A 22,712-nucleotide genomic window follows, 5' to 3' on the forward strand; every position below is an offset into this window, starting at 1 on the left:
TTAACGAACGTTATTTGTCGCCTGAGCGCTCAAACGCGGTGGCATTAAGAACAGCACCAGCGCGGGGATCAGGTAAATAAAGTACATTCCTACTTCGCTTACGGTCGGTGTTTCCTGGTATCCAAAAATACCTTCGAGCAGCGTACCGGTAAGAGAATGAGTGGTAAGAACATTACTGAGGTCAAAAGCGATATCCTGGAAGTGATTCCAAAGTCCCGCTTCGTGGAAAGCACGTACTGCACCCGCTGCAAGCCCTGCGGCCACCAGCAGAATAAACAGGCTGGTCCATTTGAAGAACACGGCCAGGTTCAGGCGGATACCGCCCCAGTAAAGTAAGAAGCCGAGCACAATCGCGGTACCCAGGCCAAGCATCGCGCCGAGTGGCGGCATAATGCCCACATCCTGCTGGAATGCTGCCAACAGAAAGAATACTGACTCCAGACCTTCACGGGCGACCGCGAAGAACACCATTAAAATTAGCGCCCAACCATGGTTGCCTTTGCTGTGCAGCGCTTCGTCCACTTTCTGCTCGAGCTGCCCTTTCACATTGCGCGACACTTTGCGCATCCAGAACACCATCCACGTCAGGATGAAGACCGCGATGACTGCCACGATGCCTTCAAATAACTCCTGCTCTTTTTGCGGGAATTCACCGGTGGTTTCGTTGATGAAGATGCCCAGCGCCAGGCACAGCGCAGCTGCCGCCACAACACCAATCCACATGACGCCAATCCATTGGCCGCGTTGAGTACGCTTCAGATAGCTAGCAATCAGGCTAACAATCAGCGCGGCTTCCAGGCCTTCGCGTAACATAATGAGAAACGGGACAAACATTACTGACACCCCAACTGTGAACTCAGGTCAAATGGCGTAAAGAAAAGTAAACCAGAACGATTGTGATTATCATTACCGCAAAAATAAACACAAGCAGAGAATTTGGATATTTGTGTACAGCTGTAAAAAAGGCCGCGATAAGCGGCCTTCAGAGGATGTTGTGAATTACTCAGGTTGTAATTTGCTTGGTGGCGCGGAGTGGTAAATTTCGTCTGCTTGTTCGAAGCGTTTTTGCATAGTCGCACTTGGCGCTTTGCCAAGCAGGCTGACCGCGACAATACCGATGCTGCCGAAGATGAAACCTGGGATGATTTCATACAGCCCCAACCAACCGAACTGTTTCCAGACGATAACAGTCAGCGCCCCAATGATCATTCCTGCCAACGCACCATTACGCGTCATGCGTGACCACATTACCGAGAACAGCACAACCGGGCCAAACGCGGCACCGAAGCCTGCCCACGCGTAACTGACCAGGCCAAGCACACGGTTTTCAGGGTTAGCCGCCAGCGCGATGGCAATCAGAGCGACTAACAGCACCATAAAGCGCCCGACCCAAACCAGCTCTTTTTGCCCCGCATCTTTACGGAAGAATGCTTTGTACAAATCTTCGGTAATTGCGCTGGAGCACACCAGTAACTGGCAGCTTAACGTTGACATAACTGCCGCTAAAATTGCTGACAACAAGATGCCTGCAATCCATGGGTTAAACAGAAGTTGCGCCAGCTCGATAAATACGCGCTCGCCGTTTTGGTTTACCGCACCCGCAAGCGCCGGGTTGTTGTTGAAATACGCGATACCAAAGAAGCCTACAGCACACGCGCCCGCCAGGCACAAAATCATCCACGTCATACTAATGCGACGCGCTTTAACGATTGTGTGGTGTGAATCTGCCGCCATGAAGCGCGCAAGAATATGTGGCTGACCAAAGTAGCCCAGACCCCAGCCCATCAAAGAGATAATCGCGACGAAGTTCAGCCCTTTGAGCATATCGATATTTTCAATGCTCTTTTGCTTGATAACCGCCATCGAATCGTCAAAGCCACCAACCGCAATCACCACCATGATAGGCGTTAAGATCAGCGCGAAAATCATCAAACTCGCCTGAACGGTGTCCGTCCAACTTACTGCCAGGAACCCACCGACAAAGGTATAAATGATGGTTGCCGCAGCACCCGCCCAAAGTGCGGTTTCGTAGCTCATGCCAAAGGTGCTTTCGAACAGACGCGCACCGGCCACGATGCCAGATGCACAATAGATGGTGAAGAACAGCAGAATCACTAACGCGGAGATAATGCGCAGTACACGGCTTTTATCTTCAAAACGCCCGGTGAAATAATCTGGCAGCGTCAGCGCGTTGTTGTTCACTTCGGTGTGAACACGCAGGCGCCCAGCGACCAGTTTCCAGTTGATGTATGCGCCAACCGTCAGGCCGATGGCAATCCAGCTTTCCGAAATACCGGAAAGGAAGATGGCACCCGGCAACCCCATCAGTAACCAGCCGCTCATGTCGGATGCGCCCGCTGATAATGCAGTAACCACACTACCCAGGCTGCGACCGCCCAGAATGTAGTCATCAAAGTTTTTCGTTGAACGCCAGGCGATAAACCCTATCAATATCATGCCGAAGATATAGATAAAGAAGGTCACCAGCATTGGTGTGCTCATGGTGGTCATGCAAGTTCTCCAAATTTTTGTGCCATACCGGAACGCAGCATGGAGCTTTAATAGTTTCTTACCGCAAGCGTTTTAACACACTATTCACAATAAATTCACCGTACAATAAATAGCTTTTTTCACCAGGTTGCACTCGCTCACGCTTTTCACGGTTGCACCCTTAGAAAGTGTTAACTCTGTCAGTTAATTCACCCTGTCTGCGAATAATTAGCCCGCTTGTTTTCTAATTCCAAATTTAACAATTCAATCTATTTCCCAGCTTGCTATCTGGCTCACATTTAACAAGGTTGCACAAAGTTGCAACATGATAGATATTGCCCGATAACTTTTATCAACCCTTCAATATTTACCCGAGTGATAACGGGTATGGGAGTTACTGACATGGCCACCACCATGGGCGTAAAACTGGACGACGCTACCCGCGAGCGTATTAAAGACGCCGCTTCACGTATTGACCGCACACCACACTGGCTAATTAAACAGGCGATATTTAATTATCTCGAACGCCTGGAAAATAACGATGAACTGCCAGAACTTCCGGCCATGCTGGCTGGTGCCGCGAATGAAAGCGAAGAGGCTGCCCCGCACATTGAAGAAACACACCAGCCGTTCCTTGATTTTGCAGAACAAATTCTTCCTCAGTCCGTAACTCGCGCAGCTATTACCGCAGCCTGGCGCCGCCCGGAAACCGATGCGGTGCCGATGATTCTGGAACAGGCGCGTTTGCCTCTGAATATTGCGGAACAAACTCACAAACTGGCGTACCAACTCGCTGAAAAGCTTCGTAATCAGAAGAACGCATCAGGCCGGGCGGGCATGGTACAAGGTTTGCTGCAAGAATTCTCACTTTCATCGCAAGAAGGTGTGGCGTTGATGTGTCTGGCCGAAGCATTACTGCGCATCCCGGACAAAGCGACGCGCGATGCGTTAATCCGCGACAAAATCAGCAACGGCAACTGGCACTCGCATATTGGCCGTAGCCCATCACTGTTTGTGAACGCTGCCACCTGGGGTTTGCTGTTTACCGGCAAACTGGTGTCCACCCACAATGAAGCGAGTCTGTCGACATCCCTGAACCGCATCATCGGGAAAAGCGGTGAGCCGTTAATCCGCAAAGGTGTGGATATGGCGATGCGCCTGATGGGCGAGCAGTTTGTGACCGGCGAAACCATTTCCGAAGCATTAGCTAACGCCCGCAAACTCGAAGAGAAGGGTTTCCGCTACTCCTACGATATGTTGGGTGAAGCAGCACTTACTGAAGCCGATGCACAGGCTTATATGGTTTCTTATCAGCAAGCGATTCACGCGATTGGTAAAGCCTCTAACGGGCGTGGCATTTACGAAGGCCCTGGCATTTCCATCAAGCTTTCCGCACTGCACCCGCGCTACAGCCGTGCGCAGTACGATCGCGTCATGGAAGAGTTGTACCCGCGTTTGAAATTCCTGACGCTGCTGGCGCGCCAGTATGATGTCGGGATCAATATCGATGCCGAAGAAGCCGATCGCCTGGAGATCTCACTCGATCTGCTGGAAAAACTCTGCTTCGAGCCTGAGTTGGCCGGCTGGAACGGTATCGGTTTTGTGATTCAGGCGTACCAAAAACGCTGTCCGTTTGTGATTGATTACCTGGTGGATCTCGCGACACGCAGCCGTCGCCGTCTGATGATTCGCCTGGTGAAAGGCGCGTACTGGGACAGCGAAATCAAACGCGCTCAGATGGATGGGCTGGAAGGCTACCCGGTTTATACCCGCAAGGTTTACACTGATATCTCTTATCTCGCCTGCGCGAAAAAACTGCTGGCAGTACCAAACCTGATTTACCCGCAGTTTGCGACACACAACGCCCATACACTGGCAGCAATCTACAATCTGGCCGGGCAGAACTACTATCCGGGTCAGTATGAATTCCAGTGCCTGCACGGCATGGGTGAGCCGCTTTATGATCAAGTGGTGGGTAAAATTGCCGATGGCAAACTGAACCGCCCTTGCCGTATTTATGCACCTGTTGGTACCCACGAAACGCTACTGGCCTACCTGGTGCGTCGCCTGTTGGAAAATGGCGCGAACACCTCGTTTGTTAACCGTATTGCCGACAACACCTTGCCACTAGATGAATTGGTTGCCGACCCGGTTACCGCCATTGAAGCTATCGCGATTAAAGAAGGCCAACTCGGTCTGCCACATCCAAAAATCGCTGTACCGAAAGAGCTATACGGCGCGAAACGCACCAATTCCAGCGGCCTGGATCTGGCGAACGAGCATCGCCTCGCCTCACTCTCCTCTGCCCTGCTTAATAGTGCGGCGCAAAAATGGCAGGCGCTACCGATTCTGGAGAATGCCGTCGCGCCAGGCGATATGGTGGCAGTGAAAAACCCAGCGGAACCGACAGATGTGGTTGGTTATACGCGTGAAGCCACGCACGAAGAGGTTTCACAAGCACTCGTGAGTGCCGTTAACAATGCACCAATCTGGTTCGCCACCCCGCCACAAGAACGCGCCGCGATTCTTGAGCGAGCGGCCGTGATGATGGAAGGCCAGATGCAGAAGCTGATTGGCGTTCTGGTGCGTGAAGCCGGTAAAACCTTTAGCAATGCCATTGCCGAAGTGCGTGAAGCCGTAGACTTCCTGCACTACTACGCAGGCCAGGTACGCGATGATTTCGACAACGAAACACACCGTCCGCTTGGCCCGGTTGTTTGTATCAGCCCATGGAACTTCCCACTGGCTATCTTTACCGGGCAAATTGCTGCAGCCCTCGCAGCCGGTAACAGTGTCCTGGCAAAACCGGCTGAGCAAACCCCGCTGATTGCCGCCCTCGGTATCAATATTCTGCTGGAAGCCGGTGTGCCTGCGGGCGTGCTGCAACTTCTGCCAGGCCGTGGTGAAACCGTTGGCGCACAGTTAACAGGCGATGCCCGCGTACGTGGCGTGATGTTTACCGGCTCCACGGAAGTGGCGACGCTTCTACAACGCAATATTGCTGATCGCCTTGATCCGCAAGGTCGCCCAACACCGCTGATTGCAGAAACCGGTGGTCTGAACGCGATGATCGTCGATTCTTCAGCGCTTACCGAACAAGTGGTGGTTGATGTGCTGGCCTCGGCCTTTGATAGCGCTGGCCAACGTTGTTCCGCACTGCGCGTGTTGTGTATCCAGGAAGATGTCGCCGAGCACACGCTGCAAATGCTGCGCGGTGCCATGGCGGAATGCCGCATGGGCAACCCAGGCCGCTTAACCACGGATATCGGCCCGGTTATCGACGCCGAAGCCAAAGAGAATATCGAGAAGCATATTCAAACGCTGCGCAGCAAAGGCCGCAAAGTATTCCAGGCGGCTCGTGAAAACAGCGTGGATGCGAAAGAGTGGCAGAGCGGTACTTTCGTCGCGCCTACATTAATTGAGCTAGAAAGCTTCGATGAGATGCAAAAAGAGGTGTTTGGCCCGGTGCTGCATGTGGTGCGTTATAACCGCAACAACCTGGAAACACTGATTAACCAAATCAATGCGGCGGGATATGGCCTGACGCTTGGTGTACATACGCGTATAGACGAAACCATTGCCCAAGTTACGGGCTCTGCGCACGTGGGTAATATGTACGTTAACCGCAATATGGTCGGTGCGGTTGTCGGTGTGCAGCCATTTGGTGGCGAAGGTTTATCGGGCACCGGTCCGAAAGCCGGTGGCCCGTTGTATCTGTATCGTTTACTGGCAAACCGCCCGGACAACGCGCTGCAAACTACCTTTAACCGCCAGGATGCTGAGCTACCGGTGGATTCCACGCTTAAAGCCAGCCTTCAGGAAGCTCATCAAGCGTTTGCTCAATGGGCGGTAAAAAAAGGCGAATTGCCTGCTATCTGCGCACGCTTCGCGCAACTGGCGCAAAGCGGTACGTTACGCCAGTTACCGGGGCCAACGGGTGAACGTAACACTTACGCATTAATGCCGCGTGAACGCGTGCTGTGTATCGCAGATAATGAGCAGGATGTACTGGTGCAACTGGCAGCGGTCACAAGTGTGGGCAGCCGTGCGCTATGGGCTGATGACAAACTGCATCGCGAACTGGCGAAAGCGCTACCGGATTTGGTACAGAAGCATATCGACTTCGCGAAAGAAGATACGTTGCTGAACCAGCCGTTTGATGCGGTGATTTACCACGGTGATTCCGACCAGTTATGCGCATTGTGTGAAAAGGTAGCGGCGCGGGATGGGGCCATTGTTTCGGTGCAAGGCTTCGCACGCGGCGAAACTAACTTGTTGCTGGAGCGTTTATACGTTGAACGCTCACTGAGCGTGAATACTGCGGCAGCAGGTGGTAACGCCAGTTTGATGACAATCGGCTAAGTTTTCACTACGCTTTCGGGAACAATTTGCAAGGTCTTGTAGGGTGGATAAGCGAAAGCATCTTCCACCCTACCAAGGCCCTTTTCTTCGAGGATTGATGATGAAACGCTTTTGTTTACTGATGACTGGCCTGTTGCTAAGTGCAAACGTTCTGGCCGATAGTTGCGACTCGGCAACTTCACAAGCAGGGCTTAACGAGTGCGCCAGTAACGAATATAAAAAGCAGGATGATTTACTTAATCAGGCTTATAAAGAGGCGATGAAACTCGCCACAGATACCCAGAAAACACAGCTCAAAGCGGCACAAAATGCGTGGATTGCCTTTCGCGACGCCGACTGTGCATTCTTAACATCTGGTGCAGACGGCGCATCCGTCGCACCGATGGTTCACGCGCAATGTATGACGGATAAAACCCGCGAACGCACTGAACTGCTGAAAAGCACGCTCCAGTGCGAAGAAGGCGATGTGAGCTGTGTCTTCCATTCAAGCGCGAATTAACGCACTCGAATACCTTCAATAATCATCCGCTGCACGTTTTCTACCGTGCGGCGGAAAAATACTTCATCGTTTAAATTGCTACCTGCCACTGCTTCAACCTGGCTTGCGAAATCAGCATAGTGTTGTGTGGTGGCCCACAGCATAAAGATCAGATGATGCGGATCGACCGCCGCCAACTTCCCGTTCTCAACCCAACCGGCAATAATTGCCGATTTCTCATCAACCAGCGCTTTCAAATCGCCAGTCAATTCCTCTTTCAGCAATGGTGCACCTTGCAGCATCTCAAGGCAGAACAGACGCGAGGCTTGCGGGTAATCTCGAGAAACTTCCAGTTTTAACCGGATGTATTCGCCTATCGCCACCAGCGGCTGCAAATCCTCGCGAAACGCACGCAAAGGGGCAAGCCAGATATCAAGGATCTGCTTAAGCACTGCAATATAGAGCGCTTCTTTGGAAGGGTAATAATAGAGAAGGTTTGTTTTTGACACTTCCGCACGCTCAGCTACCTGTTCGATGCTGGTGCCGTGAATGCCAAATTGGGAAAAGAACTCCAGTCCTGCCGCCAGAATAGCCTGCTTTTTCGCCGCTACCGCTTTTGAACGCCGTCCGGTTTCTTTCGTTGCTGCCGCACCTTGTGCCATGCGCCCTCTCATCGTTCTGTTTTGCCCGACAGCATAGCAAAGACCACGCCAGAAGTGCGCGTTGTATGCACCCTGAACGCGCACGAACGCCTGTTTTTTGTGCACCAGTTTTGACCAAACAGTCTGGTTTTCACCACCTAAAAATAGCAACCAATAAATAACACAATGATAACAAATGACTTTCTTAACCTGGCATCAGGTTTGCAAAGACTGAAATGACAAATCTATACCCATTCGCATTCGAGTTGCAGCAAGGCGGCAAACGCCGCTGCGGCTTGAAGGATGATGGGTGTATCACCTGTGATGAGAGGTCTGCGATGAAAATTGGCGTATTCATTCCTATCGGTAACAACGGCTGGTTAATTTCTACCACCGCGCCGCAATACATGCCCACTTTTGAGCTCAATAAAGCGATTGTGCAAAAAGCGGAATACTACGATTTCGACTTTGCCCTTTCGATGATCAAACTGCGCGGCTTTGGCGGCAAAACGGAGTTCTGGGATCACAACCTCGAGTCGTTCAGCCTGATGGCAGGCCTTGCAGCGGTGACCTCCAAAATTCAAATCTACGCCACGGCCGCCACGCTAACCTTACCACCCGCCATTGTGGCGCGCATGGCATCAACCATTGACTCCATCGCCCCGGGCCGTTTTGGCGTCAATCTGGTCACCGGCTGGCAAAAACCTGAATACGAGCAAATGGGGATCTGGCCGGGGGACGAATACTTCGCACGCCGCTACGACTACCTCGCCGAATACGCCACCGTGCTGCGCGATTTGTGGGGAACCGGGCAAAGTGATTTAAAAGGTGAATTTTTCACCATGAACGACTGCCGTTTAAGCCCGCGCCCTGCTCAACCGGTAAAAATGATTTGCGCCGGGCAAAGCGACGCGGGGATGGCGTTCTCCGCCGAATACGCCGACTACAACTTCTGCTTTGGCAAAGGCGTTAACACGCCAACTGCTTTTGCCCCTACCGCCGCGCGCATGATGGAAGCGGCTGAGAAAACCGGACGCGATGTCGGCTCCTACATACTATTTATGATCATCGCCGATGAAACCGACGAAGCCGCTCGCGCGAAATGGGAGCACTACAAAGCGGGTGCCGACGAAGAAGCGCTGGCGTGGCTCACTGAACAGAGCCAGAAAGACACCCGTTCAGGCACTAATACTAACGTGCGGCAAATGGCTGACCCCACTTCAGCGGTGAATATCAATATGGGCACCCTGGTTGGCTCTTATGCCACGGTCGCCCGCCTGTTGGATGAAGTGGCGACCGTGCCGGGCGCTGAAGGGGTACTGCTAACCTTTGATGATTTCCTGAGTGGTATTGAAGCCTTTGGCGAAAAAATCCAGCCGCTGATGCAGTCGCGCGCCCATCTTTCCCCTTCCGCTCGCGAGGTGGCGTAATGAAAAACATCACCCTTGATGCACGCCCGGAAGCCATTACATTCGCACCTGAACAGACGGCACTGATTGTCGTGGATATGCAAAACGCTTATGCAAGCAAAGGTGGCTATCTCGATCTTGCCGGGTTCGATGTTTCGGCAACGAAACCGGTTATCGAAAACATCAAAACTGCTGTTGCCGCCGCTCGTGAAGCGGGGATGTTGATTGTCTGGTTCCAGAACGGTTGGGATAGCGATTACGTCGAAGCGGGTGGCCCAGGCTCGCCAAACTTCCATAAATCCAATGCATTGAAAACCATGCGCAAGCAGCCGGAATTACAGGGAACGCTGCTGGCAAAAGGCGGCTGGGACTACCAGCTGGTGGACGAACTGGTACCACAGGCAGGTGACATCGTTCTGCCCAAGCCTCGTTACAGCGGTTTCTTTAACACGCAGCTCGACAGCATCTTGCGTTCGCGCAGCATTCGCCACCTGGTATTCACCGGTATCGCCACAAACGTCTGCGTGGAGTCGACGCTACGCGACGGGTTTTTCCTTGAATATTTTGGAGTGGTTCTTGCCGATGCCACCCATCAGGCCGGGCCTACTTTTGTGCAGCAGGCCGCATTATTCAATATCGAAACCTTCTTTGGTTGGGTAAGCGACGTCGGTACATTTTGCCAGGCCTTGCAGCCACAATCCTTCGCCCGCATTGCCTGATAAGGAATAACCCATGCCGAAATCCGTAATCATTCCGCCAGGAACCACAACGCCTATCGCACCGTTTGTGCCAGGCACCCTCGCCGATGGCGTGGTGTATGTCTCCGGTACGCTGCCGTTCGATAAACAAAACAATGTGGTGTATGTCGGCGACGCTAAAGCCCAGACGCGCCATGTGCTGGAAACCATTAAGTCGGTGATTGAAACCGCAGGCGGCACCATGGACGACGTGACGTTTAACTCCATTTTTATTACCGACTGGACGAACTACGCCGCCATCAACGAAGTGTATGCCGAGTTTTTCCCAGGTGATAAGCCTGCACGGTTCTGCATTCAGTGTGGTCTGGTGAAACCGGATGCGTTGGTCGAAATCGCAAGCATCGCGCACATCGGGAAATAGCTTATGCAGATTGAGCTGACTCAAGCGCCCTTCCCCAACGCCCCGGTCTTGCTGCTAATAGCCGGGCTCGGTGGCATGGGCAGTTACTGGCTGCCACAACGTGCGGCACTGGCTGAACACTACCAACTGGTGGTTTATGACCAGCGCGGCACTGGTGTGAATAAAGAGCCGTTGCCCAATGATTATTGCCTCGCGGATATGGCACATGAAATCCACACCGCCATGCTGCAACAGGGCATCGTGCATTACAACGTGCTTGGACATGCGCTGGGTGGTCTGGTCGCGATGCAGCTGGCGCTGGATTACCCCGCAGCCATCGACAAGCTGGCGATAATCAACGGCTGGTTGCAGCTCAATGCCCATACCCGGCGCTGCTTTGCGGTTCGCGAAACGCTGCTGCACGATAGCGGACCAGGGGCTTATTTGCAGGCTCAACCGCTGTTTCTTTACCCGGCAGACTGGATGGCCGCCAACCAGCCACGGCTGGAAGCCGAAGAAGCGATGCATAACGCGCACTTTCAAGGGCAAGAAAATCTTACTCGCCGCCTGAATGCGCTGAAGGCCGCTGACTTTCATGCCACAGCGGCACATATCCACCAGCCGGTGCTGCTGATTTGTTCCCGTGACGATCTGCTGGTGCCGTGGAATTGTTCTGAAGAATTGCACCACGCGCTACCGGACAGCCTGCTGGAAATCATGCCGTGGGGTGGTCACGCCTGTAACGTCACCGTGGCCAGTGATTTTAACCAGCGACTACTGAGTTTGCTGGCAACCGAACCTGCTTATCACAAGGAAATTGTATGAGTCATGCTATTACGTCCGAGGCACTGGAAACCTTGTTCACTGGCGCACATACCCACAGCGCGTGGCTGGATACCCCTGTGAGTGATGAACAAATTGCTGAGATTTATAACCTGCTGCGCCTTGGCCCAACATCAGCCAACTGTTCGCCTGCCCGCTTTGTGTTTGTGCGCAGTACTGAAGCGAAAGCGCGCCTGAAGCCCACTCTTTCTGCGGGCAACATCGAAAAAACCATGACAGCCCCCGTCACTGCGATTGTGGCTTGGGACCCGGCATTCTTTGAGCAACTGCCGAAACTATTCCCTTACGCCGATGCCCGCGCGTGGTTTACCTCAAGCCCGGAACTGGCGCAGGAAACCGCGTTTCGCAATAGCTCGATGCAGGCGGCGTATCTGATTTCTGCCTGCCGGGCACTCGGTTTAGATACCGGGCCAATGTCTGGTTTTGACCGTGAAAAAGTGGATGCTGAGTTTTTTGCCACAAGCGGCTGGAAAAGCAATTTGCTGATTAATATTGGCTACGGTGACCCGGCGAAAACCCATTCACGCTTGCCACGTTTAGCGTTTGAAGAAGCATGTGTTCTCGCCTGAGGAGTTAAAGATGATCGAAAAACAAGCCTTTCGCGATGCGATGTCGTGCCTTGGCGCGGCGGTGAATATCGTCACCACCGATGGTCCTGCCGGACGCGCCGGGTTTACCGCCTCGGCGGTATGTAGCGTAACGGATGAGCCACCAACATTGCTGGTTTGCCTGAATCGTAGCGCTTCCGTGTGGCCGATTTTTAGCCGCAATCAGGCGCTGTGTGTGAACACGCTGGCGGCAGGGCATGAAGATCTTTCGAATTTATTTGGTGGAAAGACAGCGATGACCGAACGTTTTTCCGCTGCTCGCTGGCGGCACGGTGTAACCGGCTGCCCCCAACTGGAAGGCGCACTCGTGTCGTTCGACTGCCGCATTAGCCAGGTCGTCAGTGTTGGTACGCATGACATTTTATTTTGTGAATTAGTTGCCCTTGAACGTAACGACGATACCCATGGCCTGGTGTGGTTTGACCGTGGCTACCATCAACTGATGCGGCCTGCCTGTTAGCCGACACGATATCTGCTGGAGATAAATATGGCGAATACCTGGTTTCCACAATGGCATAAAAAAACTGCGGTAGAAGGTGGTGTGGTAGCTCCGGACGAAACACTCCCCCTCGGCCAGACGCTGGTGATGGGCGTGCAACATGCGGTAGCGATGTTTGGTGCCACGGTGCTAATGCCGCTACTGATGGGGCTTGACCCGAATCTGTCGATATTGATGTCGGGTATTGGGACATTGTTGTTCTTTGTGGTGACTGGCGGACGGGTGCCGAGTTATTTAGGCTCAAGTGCTGCGTTTGTTGGTGTAGTGATAGCCGTTACAGGTTTTAACGGGCAAGGGCTGAACCCACATTTGAGCGTTGCGCTCGGCGGTATTATCGCCTGCGGCCTGGTATATACGCTGATTGGTTTTGTGGTGATGAAGGCCGGAACAGCCTGGATTGAGCGCTTAATGCCACCGGTTGTTACCGGTGCGGTGGTGATGGCAATCGGCCTTAACCTCGCGCCAATCGCGGTGCGCGGCGTTTCAGCCAGCAGTTTTGATAGTTGGATGGCGGTCATGACGGTGTTGTGTATCGGGTTGGTCGCGGTGTTTACCCGCGGCATGATTCAACGCTTGCTGATTCTAATTGGCCTGATCCTCGCCTGCGCCATTTATGCGGTTCTGGCGAATGGGTTTGGTTTTGGCAAACCGGTCGATTTTGCCCTGTTAAGTTCGGCCGCCTGGTTTGGCATTCCGCAAATCACCTCCCCGACATTTAACGCACAGGCGATGATGTTGATTGCTCCCGTTGCAGTGATTCTGGTGGCCGAAAACCTTGGGCACCTGAAAGCCGTCGCCGGGATGACGGGAAAAAATATGGACCCGTATATCGGCAAAGCCTTTGTTGGCGATGGCCTTGCAACGATGCTTTCGGGTTCCGTTGGTGGCAGCGGTGTCACGACCTATGCCGAGAATATCGGCGTGATGGCGGTAACCAAAGTCTACTCAACACTGGTGTTTGTCGCCGCGTCCGGCATCGCGATGTTATTGGGCTTTTCACCAAAATTTGGCGCACTGATTCACACCATTCCAGGCCCGGTGATTGGCGGTGCGTCTATCGTGGTATTTGGTTTGATTGCCGTTGCAGGCGCACGCATTTGGGTGCAGCACAATGTTGATTTAAGCCAGAACGGCAACCTGATTATGGTGGCGGTAACACTGGTTTTGGGCGCCGGAGATTTCGCCTTAACACTGGGCGGCTTCACGCTTGGCGGGATTGGCACGGCCACGTTCGGCGCGATTATATTGAACGCTATTCTGAGCCGCCGCCCGGTAGTTATCGGCCAAAGTACAGTCATTCCGTAGGCCGGATAAGCGAAGCGTCATCCGACACAACTGCCGTAGTGGGTGGATGGCGCTACCCTACAAAACTGATAACGATGCCTCTTTCTTCTTACGTTTAAGCTTCAACTCACTCACCAGCACGCCCAACACAATCAATGCGCCGCCAAGCAGTGCCAGCACCGGTAATCGCTCTCCGGCAATGCGCCCGAAGATCCCCGCCCATACCGGTTCACCGGTGTAAATCACCGTCGCACGGGTGGGTGAAACGCTGCGTTGCGCCCAATTCATAGTCACCTGAATAATGGCACTGAAAATGCCTAGTCCTAATGCAATCACCAGCAAACCGGGGGTAAACGATGGCACGCTTTCCCCAGCGGGGATCATAGTGGCAAACGCCACAATCGAGGCAGTAGCGAGCTGGACAATGGTGACACGCTTAATATCCACTTTGCCCGCCCAGGCGCTGATGAGGATAATTTCTGCGGCAATCGCAAGAGCGCTTATCAGCGTGATAATTTCGCCCGCACCGAGCGTGAGTGAGGTATTTTCCGGCCCGGCCAGGAAGACCAAGCCAATAAATGCCAGCACCACACCCACCCAGGACATCACCCCAGGCATTTTGCCGAGACAAATCCATTGCAGCACAGGCACCAGCGGGACATACATCGCCGTGATAAACGCTGATTTACTGCTGGGAATAGTCTGCAAACCCCAGGTTTGCATGCTGTAACCAATGGCAATTGAAACCCCGATAAACACGCCTGCCTTCACTTCAAGCCAGGTCATGCCACGCATCGATTTTATTGACAGCAACCCAACAGCTAACGCGGCCGTCGCAAAACGTACACCAACAAAAAAGAATGGCCCGCTCATGGTCATTGCATATTGCACGGCGAGGAACGTTCCTCCCCAGAACATGGTGATGAGGATGAGAATCGCTTCTTGAGGTTTAACGGATAGTTGGTAACGACGAAGTAAGGCGGACATGACATGACCTGGACGAGATAAGCAAGCCGGATAGTGTGCGATGAGGTGCTGAGCCATGCAATGGGATAGTCAAAATAAAACCGCCGGTGAAAACCGGCGGTTGGGGTTAGCCTGGCGAGTGACTACTTACTGCTGCCTTTGCCGTGACTATTTTTGCCCCCTTTTTGGCCTGCTTCTGAGGCGCGTTGCGGGTCATTCTTGAAATTCCCGCCACTATGCTGGCCACCTTTACGACCTGCTTCTGATGCTCTTTCACGGTCTTCAGCGAAATTACCTGAACCACCACGATGGTTTGCCATTTCTAACCTCCGGATTGGTGAAATAGTTAAGTCATCATATTGCATTCAGTCAAAGAAGATTCTTTCACCGCGCAGCTTAAGTACCGCTACGTGGAACTAAGCTTAGTGCAGTCAGGGCAATTGACCAGTTAACCGTAATATTTTGCAACATGTAATCGCCAAAATGGGTGATTTTTTTGCCGCTTAATCCATAAGACTTTCTTATTTTTAATGAAATAGTCACCTAATGAAAATGTGACGTAATTTTACGGAAATAGGCCCCCCTCTTGTGCAGAATCAAGGAAACAGCTCTCTGAGTTGCACTCTGGGCCACAGCACATATCTTTAGAGGAGTGCAGCAAATCGCTGCGTCATAGGTAGGAGTGAAGCGAAATGGCTAAAGTTCTGGTGCTTTATTACTCAATGTACGGACACATCGAAACCATGGCACGTGCTGTGGCAGAGGGTGCACAGAAAGTAGATGGCGTGGAAGTGACGGTGAAGCGAGTCCCGGAAACCATGTCAGGTGAAGCTTTCTTAAAAGCCGGGGGTAAGACACAAAATACCCCGCAAGCCACACCGCAAGAGCTTGCCGATTATGACGCTATTATTTTTGGCACTCCCACTCGCTTTGGCAATATGGCCGGACAGATGCGCACATTCCTCGACCAAACTGGCGGCTTATGGGCATCGGGCGCTTTGCACGGCAAGCTTGCCAGCGTGTTTAGTTCGACAGGCACCGGCGGCGGACAGGAACACACTATCTCATCAACCTGGACAACTCTTGCTCACCACGGGATGGTCATTGTTCCCATCGGCTATGCTGCGCAAGAATTGTTTGATGTCTCTCAGGTTCGTGGCGGGACGCCGTATGGTGCAACAACCATTGCCGGGGCTGATGGTTCGCGTCAGCCAAGCCAGGAAGAGCTTTCCATTGCTCGCTATCAAGGTGAACACGTAGCGGGCCTTGCCGTTAAACTAAATGGTTAAATAATTCTGGAGGAGTACATGCAGAATCAACAATCAAAAGTTCATCACGTAGGTGAATGGGCGAGTTTACGTAACACCTCTCCTGAAATCGCTGAGGCTATTTTTGAAGTGGCTAAATACGACGAAAAAATGGCGGAGAAAATTTGGGAAGATGGCAATGACGAGGTACTGGCGTTGGCATTTGAAAAAACAGATAAAGATTCGCTATTTTGGGGCGAACAGACGATAGAACGCAGAAACGTTTAGTCTGCACCACCTCCCCCGCAGCACGCGGGGGAGACAATAACGTCCTTACTTCACGCTCTGAGCCAATACTTGCGTAAATTTATCCCACGGACAAAAACCATTCGCATCAGTTGGACAACCATTAAGCTGGAGCGTAACCCGCTGCGGAGGCTGCTGCAGACTTAGCACATCAGCTTTACGTAGTTGTTCCGCGCTTTGATACACATATTCGACTTTCATCAATTCACGATTGTTATTCGTATCATGCCAGCGCTGGAACATAATTTTCCCGCCAATTGGCGTGCGTTCATACTGTTCAGGCAACTGATAAGGTTTGAAATCCAATGCCGTCAAAAGCGATGCAATATTGGAGTCATGCCCCACCAGCAAAGTGATTTTTGGCCCTTTATTATTACTTCCCGCCAGCGCTTTCTGAATATATTTAATCAGCGGTGCCGCCACATTCTGAGCAACCTGCAGTGAGGTGAATAACGTGTCCTGATAGCTATTTTTCAACTGCGATAACACTTTCCACTGCTGATCCGTTTTGATTTGCCCCCAGGCAACCTGATCCAGTGGGAACCCTTCGTAATATTGCAATGTGAACGCATCTACCAGAGAGTTCCCCACCTTTAGTGGGCCACTGACTCCCGGCTCCTCTGTGGCATTAGCAGTGAATTTATCTTTTTCAGCCGTGAGATCGCACTGTTGTTTTTCTTTACAGCTCGGCGAGTCTTTAAAAGCAACTATTTGCTCAAGCAGCTGATAGCTGTCACCCAGTTTGTACTGCTCACGCTGGGTTTCCATCGCCTTTACAGCTGCTTGTTGAAACTCTGGTGAACCATTGGTGATGACCGGATTAAACGTTGGGTCCATCGTGCCCATTTTCTCCTGGTGATGGACAGGCACATCACAACCAGGGAACGCACCAGTGATAAAGAACTGTGCTGTGGCAACGGTGCGTTGCAAACTGTTCGCGTAGGCATAAATGCTTTGCGGCGTTGGGCATTCACCGCTGGTCACCAACCCCTGCTCCGCAAACCATTCACGCAAATAATGGCCCATATATACTTCCAACACGCCACCTTTGGTGGTGAGTTGGCCGCCTGGCACATCCCACTCGGGCCAGGATTGCGCAGTCGACTGTTCCAGTACGCTGCCATTATTGGCAAGCGGCGCACGCAGATTATGACGACTCATCAGTAAAATCTGTTGAAGCTGGTAACCCTGTGGTGCTGTTTCGGCTTGAGCCAACGCAGGAGCGAAGTAAGCCATTGCCAGTAATGCCGTAATCATTTTTTTATTCATCTCTTCATCCTCAAGATGCTATTGCACAAAAGTGCCGCATTCAGTTTGGCAGAAAAAACTGACACCGCCTTCGGGGCCGCTCGCAAAACAGTAAGTTGAAGGAAACCTACTCAATCCCGGCAGGAGGTTTTATAATAAAACTAATAAAGGCCCTAAGCCTGTGGAGGATTAATGAAACGCAAAAGTATGGAGGGTAGCGTCTGCCCGGTTGCCCGTTCACTGGATATCATCGGTGACTGGTGGTCATTGCTTATCGTGCGCGATGCTTTAAACGGCCTGACACGTTTTGGTGAGTTCCAGAAAAACCTCGGCATCGCCAAAAACATGCTGACTCAGCGACTCAAACAACTGGTAGAACAAGGTATTTTGACCGTGCGTCCTGCCACTGACGGCAGCGCCTGGAATGAGTATGTGTTGACCGAAAAAGGACGAGCATTGCAAACCGTGCTGGTTGCCCTCGCCCAATGGGGAGGTGATTACTTGTTTGATAGCCATGAAAAGTGCAGCGTACTTGTTGATGATGTACACCAACAGCCGTTGCGTAAACTCCAGCTACAAGCGCAGGATGGCCGCACGCTTACGCCTGATGAGGTGATAGCACAGCGCCCTGAGTTAGTTTAAGAACGAGGTTTCCTCGGCGACTAGTGCAACGGCATCCACTATTCGCCGATTCCCTTTTATTATTAATCCCATTATCCACCAGCAAGCGTTCATCTCAATGCAGAAATAAAAAAATGCACGCAATGTGGTTGCATTATAGAACCAATAAGCCTAACTTTAATTTAGTTTCATTATGAAACCAAAAATCAACTTTCACGACGAGGCTTTACCATGACCACTTCCCCTTCTGTTGCAGTCATCACGGGCGCATCTTCAGGTATTGGTGCGATATACGCAGAGCGGTTTGCCGCTCGCGGTTACAACCTGTTATTAGTCGCACGCCGTGAAGAACGTTTGCGCGAACTGGCGAGTAAGCTTGAAGCTCTGCATGGCATCACCGTCCAGATACTGCCAGCCGATCTGGCGGCAGAAAGCGGTATTCAGGTGGTTGAAAAAGCGCTGCGCAGTAACGAGCGAATCAGTGTGCTGGTCAATAATGCCGGAACCGCGCACCTTGCTCCTTTCACCGCAGGCAGCGCTGAATTACACCAGACAGACATAATGCTCAATATCACCGCACTCACTCGTCTAAGCCTCGCCGTCCTCGGCCGTTTCCAGGCACAAAATAGTGGCACCATTATCAACATCGCCTCAGTCGTCTCACTCCACGCCATCGCCGGTAGCGCCGTGTATAGCGGCACCAAAGGCTATGTGCTGAATTTCACGCGTGGTTTGCAGCAAGAGATTGCGGGCAGCAATGTGCGCATTCAGGCGGTATTGCCTGCGGTCACCGCAACGGAAATCTGGGAAGTCTCAGGTGTATCAATGGATCATTTGGCCCCAGATTCTATTATGACCGCTGAAAATATGGTTGATGCCGCACTGGCGGGATTGGATCAAGGCGAGGAGGTGACTGTGCCACCACTGCACGATCTGGCTTTATGGGAAGCCTACGAATCTGCACGACTGGCGATTTTCGCTGCTTCCCGGACAGGAATTCCTGCTCCGCGATATCAGAAACAATAAGTGTAAAGCGCGGGATTCGTCCCGCTTTTCTGCATAATTTTGTAAAAGATGAGTTGTTTAATTGAGGTTGTAGTCAGATTGCTATAATTAGTATCAGTAATCACTTATTACCAATAATGTAATGAAAATGTTCAATTATTCTGCGATGGGCGCACTCGCCCTGGTTATCCTGCTATGGCTTGCAATACTTTTTGATACGGGCAATATTCTCCATCATATTTCTGAAAGCCTGCATTTGATTGAAAAGATGGTTAAAACCGAAGTTGATTAATTTTTACGCGATTAAGATAAATCTTTTCTGTTTATATTTTCCTGCACTCTAAATACCCCCAATAATTACACGAAACCAGACCTCAGTAATCCCTCCTGATATTGGTAAAAGCACCATTCACCTGCTATAAATTGTAGTGTCCAAATAGAATTGGTTATAACAAATATTGTTCACAATACATACGATCCAGCAATGGCGCGGCATGTGAATGATTACAATAAAATACATCATCTTTGATGCTAGTTGATTAGTGTTGTTTATCAATTTGCAGGCTCGAAGTACTGGCGCTATTACACTCACCTGAGATCCTCGCGAGGAGTTATGTCCCCCTTATCTCTGGTTTACTAGTGTCAATTACCACTATCAGTTCTAAACTTTAAATCTGGGTCTGTTAGCAGGACTTTTATGTTTGCTTACTTCTGCCTGTCATGTCGTCAAGACCATCGGAGGCTACAAGTCACTTATGACTGTTCCGTTACCTGGCGCTCACATCCTGCTGGCGGCACTGCTGTTCAGCCCGGTTTGTTTTGCATTAGACGGCAATCGTCTTAAGCAGCGCGCAGATGCGGTTCTCACTCTAATGAGCTACACCGTTGTGCCCGACATCACCGCCAGCGATCTTAATATTGGCAGCGGTAACAACGAGAGCCATGAACTTTCCATCACCCAATTTGGGGGCGGAGCAACACTCAGTGAATCCTTTCCCCTTTATCTTGAAGGGGCGATGAGCTACAGCCGTTATGACCCGCAATTTATCCTGACCAACGGTGAAGAAAGCCGCAAGATCCCAACAAAATGGAACAGTGTTACCGCAAGTGGAGGTATTGGCTGGGATTTTCATCTTTATACCGATAAACGCGGGGGAAATCTGGTACTGCGCCCTATTGCCAATGTCATGCTGGGCACCATGGTGAGTGATTTACGGGTTGGCACTTACGTGCTTGAGCAGCGTAGAGATAATGATTTTGATTTTCTTGATGGTGGGCGACTCAATGCGTATGGTCTGGGAGGCTCTTTGATGCTCGACTACGAGCTATTTTCCAGGCCTCAGGACATCGATATTGAATTGCGCTATTCCGGAATGAGCCTGCAAACCTTCGGTAATACCTCAAGTGCCGTCAAAGGGCACGCCAGCACGGAAAATCTGGGGCTTTATCTGCGTCGTCGGGCACCTTTATTTGACTGGACGTTACTTCAAAGCCCGGTTCGCTATGTGCTCGAAGGGGCACATACTGAATATCTTGGCGATCAACGCGGCCAGCTCGGTTTTAATAGTCTTTCGTCTGTGGGGCTGGGCTTTGAACTTGATAGCAGTAAGTATGATGTTTTTATTACCCGAACTCGCGTGGTGGCTCGCTACATGTTCGGTAATAACACAACGGGTTATGGTATCGGCCTGGCTATGAGTTTCTGACTACCAGTAATTGTAAAATCCCCCGAATAGCCTCTCGCAATTAATATCGCAAACTAAGGTTTTAATAAGGTTAATCCTGTCTGATTAATAAAAATTAAAAGACGGGAGTTCATATGGCTATTAACCCTGATTTATATGTGAGAATTAATGATTGTTTCTCTGGTGACTTCACAACTCACCTCTTGCCAGAGTACAACAGTGTTTTTTGCATGATACGCTTCCCAAGTCTGTTTTCGTTATTTCCATTACGGCAGGTTATATGAAACGTAGACTACCTTTTCAGGTAAAACTCTTTTTATCTCTGGTGCTCTTTTCGTGCCTGCTATTAGCTTTGCTGGGCGTGATGTTGTTCCACTTTATGGACCGGCAAATACAACATGACCTGGGTCAACGCGCACGTGTTCAGGCCAGTGAAATCGCACTGATACCGGGGCTGGCGGAAATGGTAGCAACCCGTGACATGGCTGCAATTGCCCGTTTAATCCAGCCGTTACGTAAACAAAGTGACGCCAGTTACATTGTGATAGGCGATGCGCGCGAACAGCATCTTTACCACTCTGAATCCCCAGAACGCATTAACCTGCCAATGATTGGTGGAGATAACGCCGAAGTTTTGCAAGGCAAAACGATTATTTCTATGCGTAAAGGTGGCATCGGTGTTTCATTACGCAGCAAGGCGCCAATCTTTAATGCTAAAAACCAAGTGATTGGTATTGTCTCTGTTGGTTATCTCACTTCATATATCGCCAATATTAATGCCAACCGGCTCTGGCAAGCGGGTTTATATGGTCTGCTGCTATTGATTCTGCTGTTTATTTTTTCATGGATATTCACCCGCAATGTCAAAAAACAAATGTTCTGGCTGGAGCCAAAGGATATTGCTCTGCTAGTGCTCCAACAAAAAGCGTTGCTCGAAGCGATGTATGAAGGTGTATTTGCCGTTAACGCGCAGAGGCAGCTGATATTAATTAACCGTGCCGCGCGCGAGTTGCTGGATATTCACCAGCCTGAAAATGAACTACTCGGCAAACCACTGGAAGAGATATTACAAACGCCACCGACATTTTTTAATCAACATGGCGTGACAGAAAATAACAGCCATCACGATCAAATAACCGTGCTGAATCAACGGCAGGTGATTGTTAACCGTGTACCGATTGAACTCGAACCAGGGGCTGAAAGCGGCTGGGTTTTTAGCTTCCGCGACAAAAACGATATGAACACTCTCAGCAGCCAATTAAGCCAGGTGAAGCGCTACGCAGACAACCTGCGCATCATGCGCCATGAACAGTTGAACTGGACTGCAACACTCGCCGGTTTGTTGCAGATGCAGCGCTATGACGATGCGATGCGCTATATCCAGGCGCAATCCGAGGGTGCACAGAATGTGCTGGATTTTGTCTCATCGCATTTCACCTCCCCTGCCCTTTGTGGCCTGTTATTAGGGAAATACGTCAGCGCACGCGAAAAAGGTATTGAGCTTAAATTTGACCCGGCCTGCCAGTTAACCCGGATTCCCGCGACAATGGGTGAAACTGAACTCATGTCGGTGATCGGCAATTTACTCGATAACGCCGTGGACGCCACTCTGAAAGCCCCAACACATTCAGCGCCTGTGGAGCTCTATATTTCAGACAGGAATCAGGAACTGGTGATTGAAGTAGCCGACCAGGGCTGCGGTGTGAATGACGAACTAAAACCCCACCTTTTTGAGCAAGGCGTCACCACTAAACCGTCAAGCATTCATGAGATGGCAGGCTCAGAACATGGCATCGGTCTATATCTGGTTGCCAGTTACGTCCATCAAGCTCACGGCAGTATCGAAATCACAGACAATACGCCGCAAGGTACAATATTTTCTGTTTTTATCCCCTTTCCGGTAAATGTTTGAGCAGGGTAAA

The 22,712-nt window shown here is 51.2% G+C and carries 22 protein-coding genes; 16 read left to right on the forward strand and 6 right to left on the reverse strand.

Annotated features, from left to right (window positions below; translation table 11 throughout):
• On the reverse strand, positions 1-834 hold the full coding sequence (gene efeU, locus AC0IXI_RS15840) for an iron uptake transporter permease EfeU (protein WP_134183514.1): 834 nt from the start codon (positions 832-834) through the stop codon (positions 1-3).
• Between the two features lie 165 nt (positions 835-999).
• On the reverse strand, positions 1,000-2,502 hold the full coding sequence (putP, locus tag AC0IXI_RS15845) for a sodium/proline symporter PutP (protein ID WP_471683238.1): 1,503 nt from the start codon (positions 2,500-2,502) through the stop codon (positions 1,000-1,002).
• Positions 2,503-2,892: 390 nt separating this feature from the next.
• On the opposite strand from putP, the gene putA reads away from it, so the two are divergent.
• Entirely contained in the window at positions 2,893-6,852 is a 3,960-nt protein-coding gene (gene putA, locus AC0IXI_RS15850; RefSeq protein ID WP_471682749.1) for a trifunctional transcriptional regulator/proline dehydrogenase/L-glutamate gamma-semialdehyde dehydrogenase, read from the forward strand.
• Positions 6,853-6,952: 100 nt separating this feature from the next.
• Entirely contained in the window at positions 6,953-7,351 is a 399-nt protein-coding gene (locus tag AC0IXI_RS15855) for a lysozyme inhibitor LprI family protein (protein ID WP_413497851.1), read from the forward strand.
• On the opposite strand, the gene rutR is transcribed toward AC0IXI_RS15855, so the two are convergent.
• The gene (rutR, locus tag AC0IXI_RS15860; protein ID WP_151992929.1) at positions 7,348-7,992 is read right to left on the reverse strand and encodes an HTH-type transcriptional regulator RutR; all 645 of its coding nucleotides are present in this window, start codon (positions 7,990-7,992) and stop codon (positions 7,348-7,350) included. The genes AC0IXI_RS15855 and rutR overlap by 4 nt on opposite strands.
• 317 nt (positions 7,993-8,309) lie before the next feature.
• Here rutR and rutA point away from each other — a divergent pair, with 317 nt between their 5' ends.
• From rutA to rutG, 7 genes are read left to right on the forward strand one after another with little or no spacing between them, the layout of a single operon-like run.
• Positions 8,310-9,401, forward strand: coding sequence for a pyrimidine utilization protein A (rutA, locus tag AC0IXI_RS15865; protein ID WP_064517731.1), 1,092 nt, complete (start codon positions 8,310-8,312; stop codon positions 9,399-9,401).
• Positions 9,401-10,099: a pyrimidine utilization protein B gene (gene rutB, locus AC0IXI_RS15870; RefSeq protein WP_134183520.1), complete on the forward strand. Its 699-nt coding sequence runs from the start codon at positions 9,401-9,403 to the stop codon at positions 10,097-10,099. The genes rutA and rutB overlap by 1 nt, the downstream gene beginning before the upstream one ends.
• Before the next feature lie 13 nt (positions 10,100-10,112).
• Positions 10,113-10,499, forward strand: coding sequence for a pyrimidine utilization protein C (gene rutC / locus AC0IXI_RS15875; protein ID WP_064517727.1), 387 nt, complete (start codon positions 10,113-10,115; stop codon positions 10,497-10,499).
• A 3-nt stretch (positions 10,500-10,502) separates the two neighbouring features.
• Positions 10,503-11,303 (forward strand): pyrimidine utilization protein D, encoded by an 801-nt coding sequence (rutD, locus tag AC0IXI_RS15880; RefSeq protein ID WP_471682750.1) that lies wholly within the window; start codon positions 10,503-10,505, stop codon positions 11,301-11,303.
• On the forward strand, positions 11,300-11,890 hold the full coding sequence (locus AC0IXI_RS15885) for a malonic semialdehyde reductase (protein WP_064517723.1): 591 nt from the start codon (positions 11,300-11,302) through the stop codon (positions 11,888-11,890). The genes rutD and AC0IXI_RS15885 overlap by 4 nt, the downstream gene beginning before the upstream one ends.
• A 10-nt stretch (positions 11,891-11,900) precedes the next feature.
• On the forward strand, positions 11,901-12,389 hold the full coding sequence (rutF, locus tag AC0IXI_RS15890) for an NADH-dependent FMN reductase RutF (RefSeq protein WP_064517722.1): 489 nt from the start codon (positions 11,901-11,903) through the stop codon (positions 12,387-12,389).
• Between the two features lie 27 nt (positions 12,390-12,416).
• A complete protein-coding gene (gene rutG / locus AC0IXI_RS15895) occupies positions 12,417-13,733 on the forward strand; it encodes a pyrimidine utilization transport protein G (RefSeq protein WP_134183524.1) in 1,317 nt (438 codons plus the stop codon).
• A gap of 57 nt (positions 13,734-13,790) precedes the next feature.
• Here the strand turns inward: rutG and AC0IXI_RS15900 are convergent, their stop codons facing one another.
• Positions 13,791-14,699 (reverse strand): DMT family transporter, encoded by a 909-nt coding sequence (locus AC0IXI_RS15900; protein WP_471682751.1) that lies wholly within the window; start codon positions 14,697-14,699, stop codon positions 13,791-13,793.
• Positions 14,700-14,821: 122 nt separating this feature from the next.
• On the reverse strand, positions 14,822-14,998 hold the full coding sequence (locus AC0IXI_RS15905) for a con-10 family general stress protein (protein ID WP_034456279.1): 177 nt from the start codon (positions 14,996-14,998) through the stop codon (positions 14,822-14,824).
• Between the two features lie 372 nt (positions 14,999-15,370).
• Here AC0IXI_RS15905 and wrbA point away from each other — a divergent pair, with 372 nt between their 5' ends.
• Together wrbA and AC0IXI_RS15915 are read left to right on the forward strand one after the other, a co-directional pair.
• Complete coding sequence (wrbA, locus tag AC0IXI_RS15910; RefSeq protein WP_064517716.1) at positions 15,371-15,967, forward strand: NAD(P)H:quinone oxidoreductase; 597 nt, start codon at positions 15,371-15,373, stop codon at positions 15,965-15,967.
• 18 nt (positions 15,968-15,985) lie between these two features.
• On the forward strand, positions 15,986-16,213 hold the full coding sequence (locus tag AC0IXI_RS15915; RefSeq protein ID WP_064517714.1) for a YccJ family protein: 228 nt from the start codon (positions 15,986-15,988) through the stop codon (positions 16,211-16,213).
• A 45-nt stretch (positions 16,214-16,258) separates the two neighbouring features.
• Here AC0IXI_RS15915 and agp read toward each other — a convergent pair whose 3' ends face one another.
• Positions 16,259-17,500 carry a bifunctional glucose-1-phosphatase/inositol phosphatase gene (gene agp, locus AC0IXI_RS15920; protein ID WP_471682752.1) on the reverse strand — a complete coding sequence of 414 codons (1,242 nt, stop codon included), beginning with the start codon at positions 17,498-17,500 and terminating at the stop codon, positions 16,259-16,261.
• Between the two features lie 171 nt (positions 17,501-17,671).
• On the opposite strand from agp, the gene AC0IXI_RS15925 reads away from it, so the two are divergent.
• From AC0IXI_RS15925 to AC0IXI_RS15945, 5 genes are all read left to right on the forward strand, one after another.
• Complete coding sequence (locus AC0IXI_RS15925; RefSeq protein ID WP_424221380.1) at positions 17,672-18,121, forward strand: winged helix-turn-helix transcriptional regulator; 450 nt, start codon at positions 17,672-17,674, stop codon at positions 18,119-18,121.
• A gap of 210 nt (positions 18,122-18,331) precedes the next feature.
• Positions 18,332-19,126 carry an SDR family NAD(P)-dependent oxidoreductase gene (locus AC0IXI_RS15930; RefSeq protein WP_471682753.1) on the forward strand — a complete coding sequence of 265 codons (795 nt, stop codon included), beginning with the start codon at positions 18,332-18,334 and terminating at the stop codon, positions 19,124-19,126.
• A gap of 127 nt (positions 19,127-19,253) precedes the next feature.
• Positions 19,254-19,397 (forward strand): hypothetical protein, encoded by a 144-nt coding sequence (locus AC0IXI_RS15935; RefSeq protein ID WP_157092089.1) that lies wholly within the window; start codon positions 19,254-19,256, stop codon positions 19,395-19,397.
• Positions 19,398-19,860: 463 nt separating this feature from the next.
• Positions 19,861-20,811: a hypothetical protein gene (locus AC0IXI_RS15940; protein ID WP_471682754.1), complete on the forward strand. Its 951-nt coding sequence runs from the start codon at positions 19,861-19,863 to the stop codon at positions 20,809-20,811.
• 259 nt (positions 20,812-21,070) lie between these two features.
• Positions 21,071-22,702, forward strand: a complete 1,632-nt coding sequence (locus AC0IXI_RS15945) for an ATP-binding protein (RefSeq protein WP_471682755.1) — start codon at positions 21,071-21,073, stop codon at positions 22,700-22,702.
• Positions 22,703-22,712 lie beyond the last annotated feature (10 nt).

Source organism: Buttiauxella sp. AC038 (genome assembly GCF_979253565.1).

Coding starts and splice junctions, on each gene's coding strand:
- efeU (WP_134183514.1), bottom strand. CDS start 834: ATGTTTGTCCCGTTTCTCATTATGTTACGCGAAGGCCTGGAAGCCGCG.
- putP (WP_471683238.1), bottom strand. CDS start 2,502: ATGAGCACACCAATGCTGGTGACCTTCTTTATCTATATCTTCGGCATG.
- putA (WP_471682749.1), top strand. CDS start 2,893: ATGGCCACCACCATGGGCGTAAAACTGGACGACGCTACCCGCGAGCGT.
- AC0IXI_RS15855 (WP_413497851.1), top strand. CDS start 6,953: ATGAAACGCTTTTGTTTACTGATGACTGGCCTGTTGCTAAGTGCAAAC.
- rutR (WP_151992929.1), bottom strand. CDS start 7,992: ATGGCACAAGGTGCGGCAGCAACGAAAGAAACCGGACGGCGTTCAAAA.
- rutA (WP_064517731.1), top strand. CDS start 8,310: ATGAAAATTGGCGTATTCATTCCTATCGGTAACAACGGCTGGTTAATT.
- rutB (WP_134183520.1), top strand. CDS start 9,401: ATGAAAAACATCACCCTTGATGCACGCCCGGAAGCCATTACATTCGCA.
- rutC (WP_064517727.1), top strand. CDS start 10,113: ATGCCGAAATCCGTAATCATTCCGCCAGGAACCACAACGCCTATCGCA.
- rutD (WP_471682750.1), top strand. CDS start 10,503: ATGCAGATTGAGCTGACTCAAGCGCCCTTCCCCAACGCCCCGGTCTTG.
- AC0IXI_RS15885 (WP_064517723.1), top strand. CDS start 11,300: ATGAGTCATGCTATTACGTCCGAGGCACTGGAAACCTTGTTCACTGGC.
- rutF (WP_064517722.1), top strand. CDS start 11,901: ATGATCGAAAAACAAGCCTTTCGCGATGCGATGTCGTGCCTTGGCGCG.
- rutG (WP_134183524.1), top strand. CDS start 12,417: ATGGCGAATACCTGGTTTCCACAATGGCATAAAAAAACTGCGGTAGAA.
- AC0IXI_RS15900 (WP_471682751.1), bottom strand. CDS start 14,699: ATGTCCGCCTTACTTCGTCGTTACCAACTATCCGTTAAACCTCAAGAA.
- AC0IXI_RS15905 (WP_034456279.1), bottom strand. CDS start 14,998: ATGGCAAACCATCGTGGTGGTTCAGGTAATTTCGCTGAAGACCGTGAA.
- wrbA (WP_064517716.1), top strand. CDS start 15,371: ATGGCTAAAGTTCTGGTGCTTTATTACTCAATGTACGGACACATCGAA.
- AC0IXI_RS15915 (WP_064517714.1), top strand. CDS start 15,986: ATGCAGAATCAACAATCAAAAGTTCATCACGTAGGTGAATGGGCGAGT.
- agp (WP_471682752.1), bottom strand. CDS start 17,500: ATGAATAAAAAAATGATTACGGCATTACTGGCAATGGCTTACTTCGCT.
- AC0IXI_RS15925 (WP_424221380.1), top strand. CDS start 17,672: ATGAAACGCAAAAGTATGGAGGGTAGCGTCTGCCCGGTTGCCCGTTCA.
- AC0IXI_RS15930 (WP_471682753.1), top strand. CDS start 18,332: ATGACCACTTCCCCTTCTGTTGCAGTCATCACGGGCGCATCTTCAGGT.
- AC0IXI_RS15935 (WP_157092089.1), top strand. CDS start 19,254: ATGTTCAATTATTCTGCGATGGGCGCACTCGCCCTGGTTATCCTGCTA.
- AC0IXI_RS15940 (WP_471682754.1), top strand. CDS start 19,861: ATGACTGTTCCGTTACCTGGCGCTCACATCCTGCTGGCGGCACTGCTG.
- AC0IXI_RS15945 (WP_471682755.1), top strand. CDS start 21,071: ATGAAACGTAGACTACCTTTTCAGGTAAAACTCTTTTTATCTCTGGTG.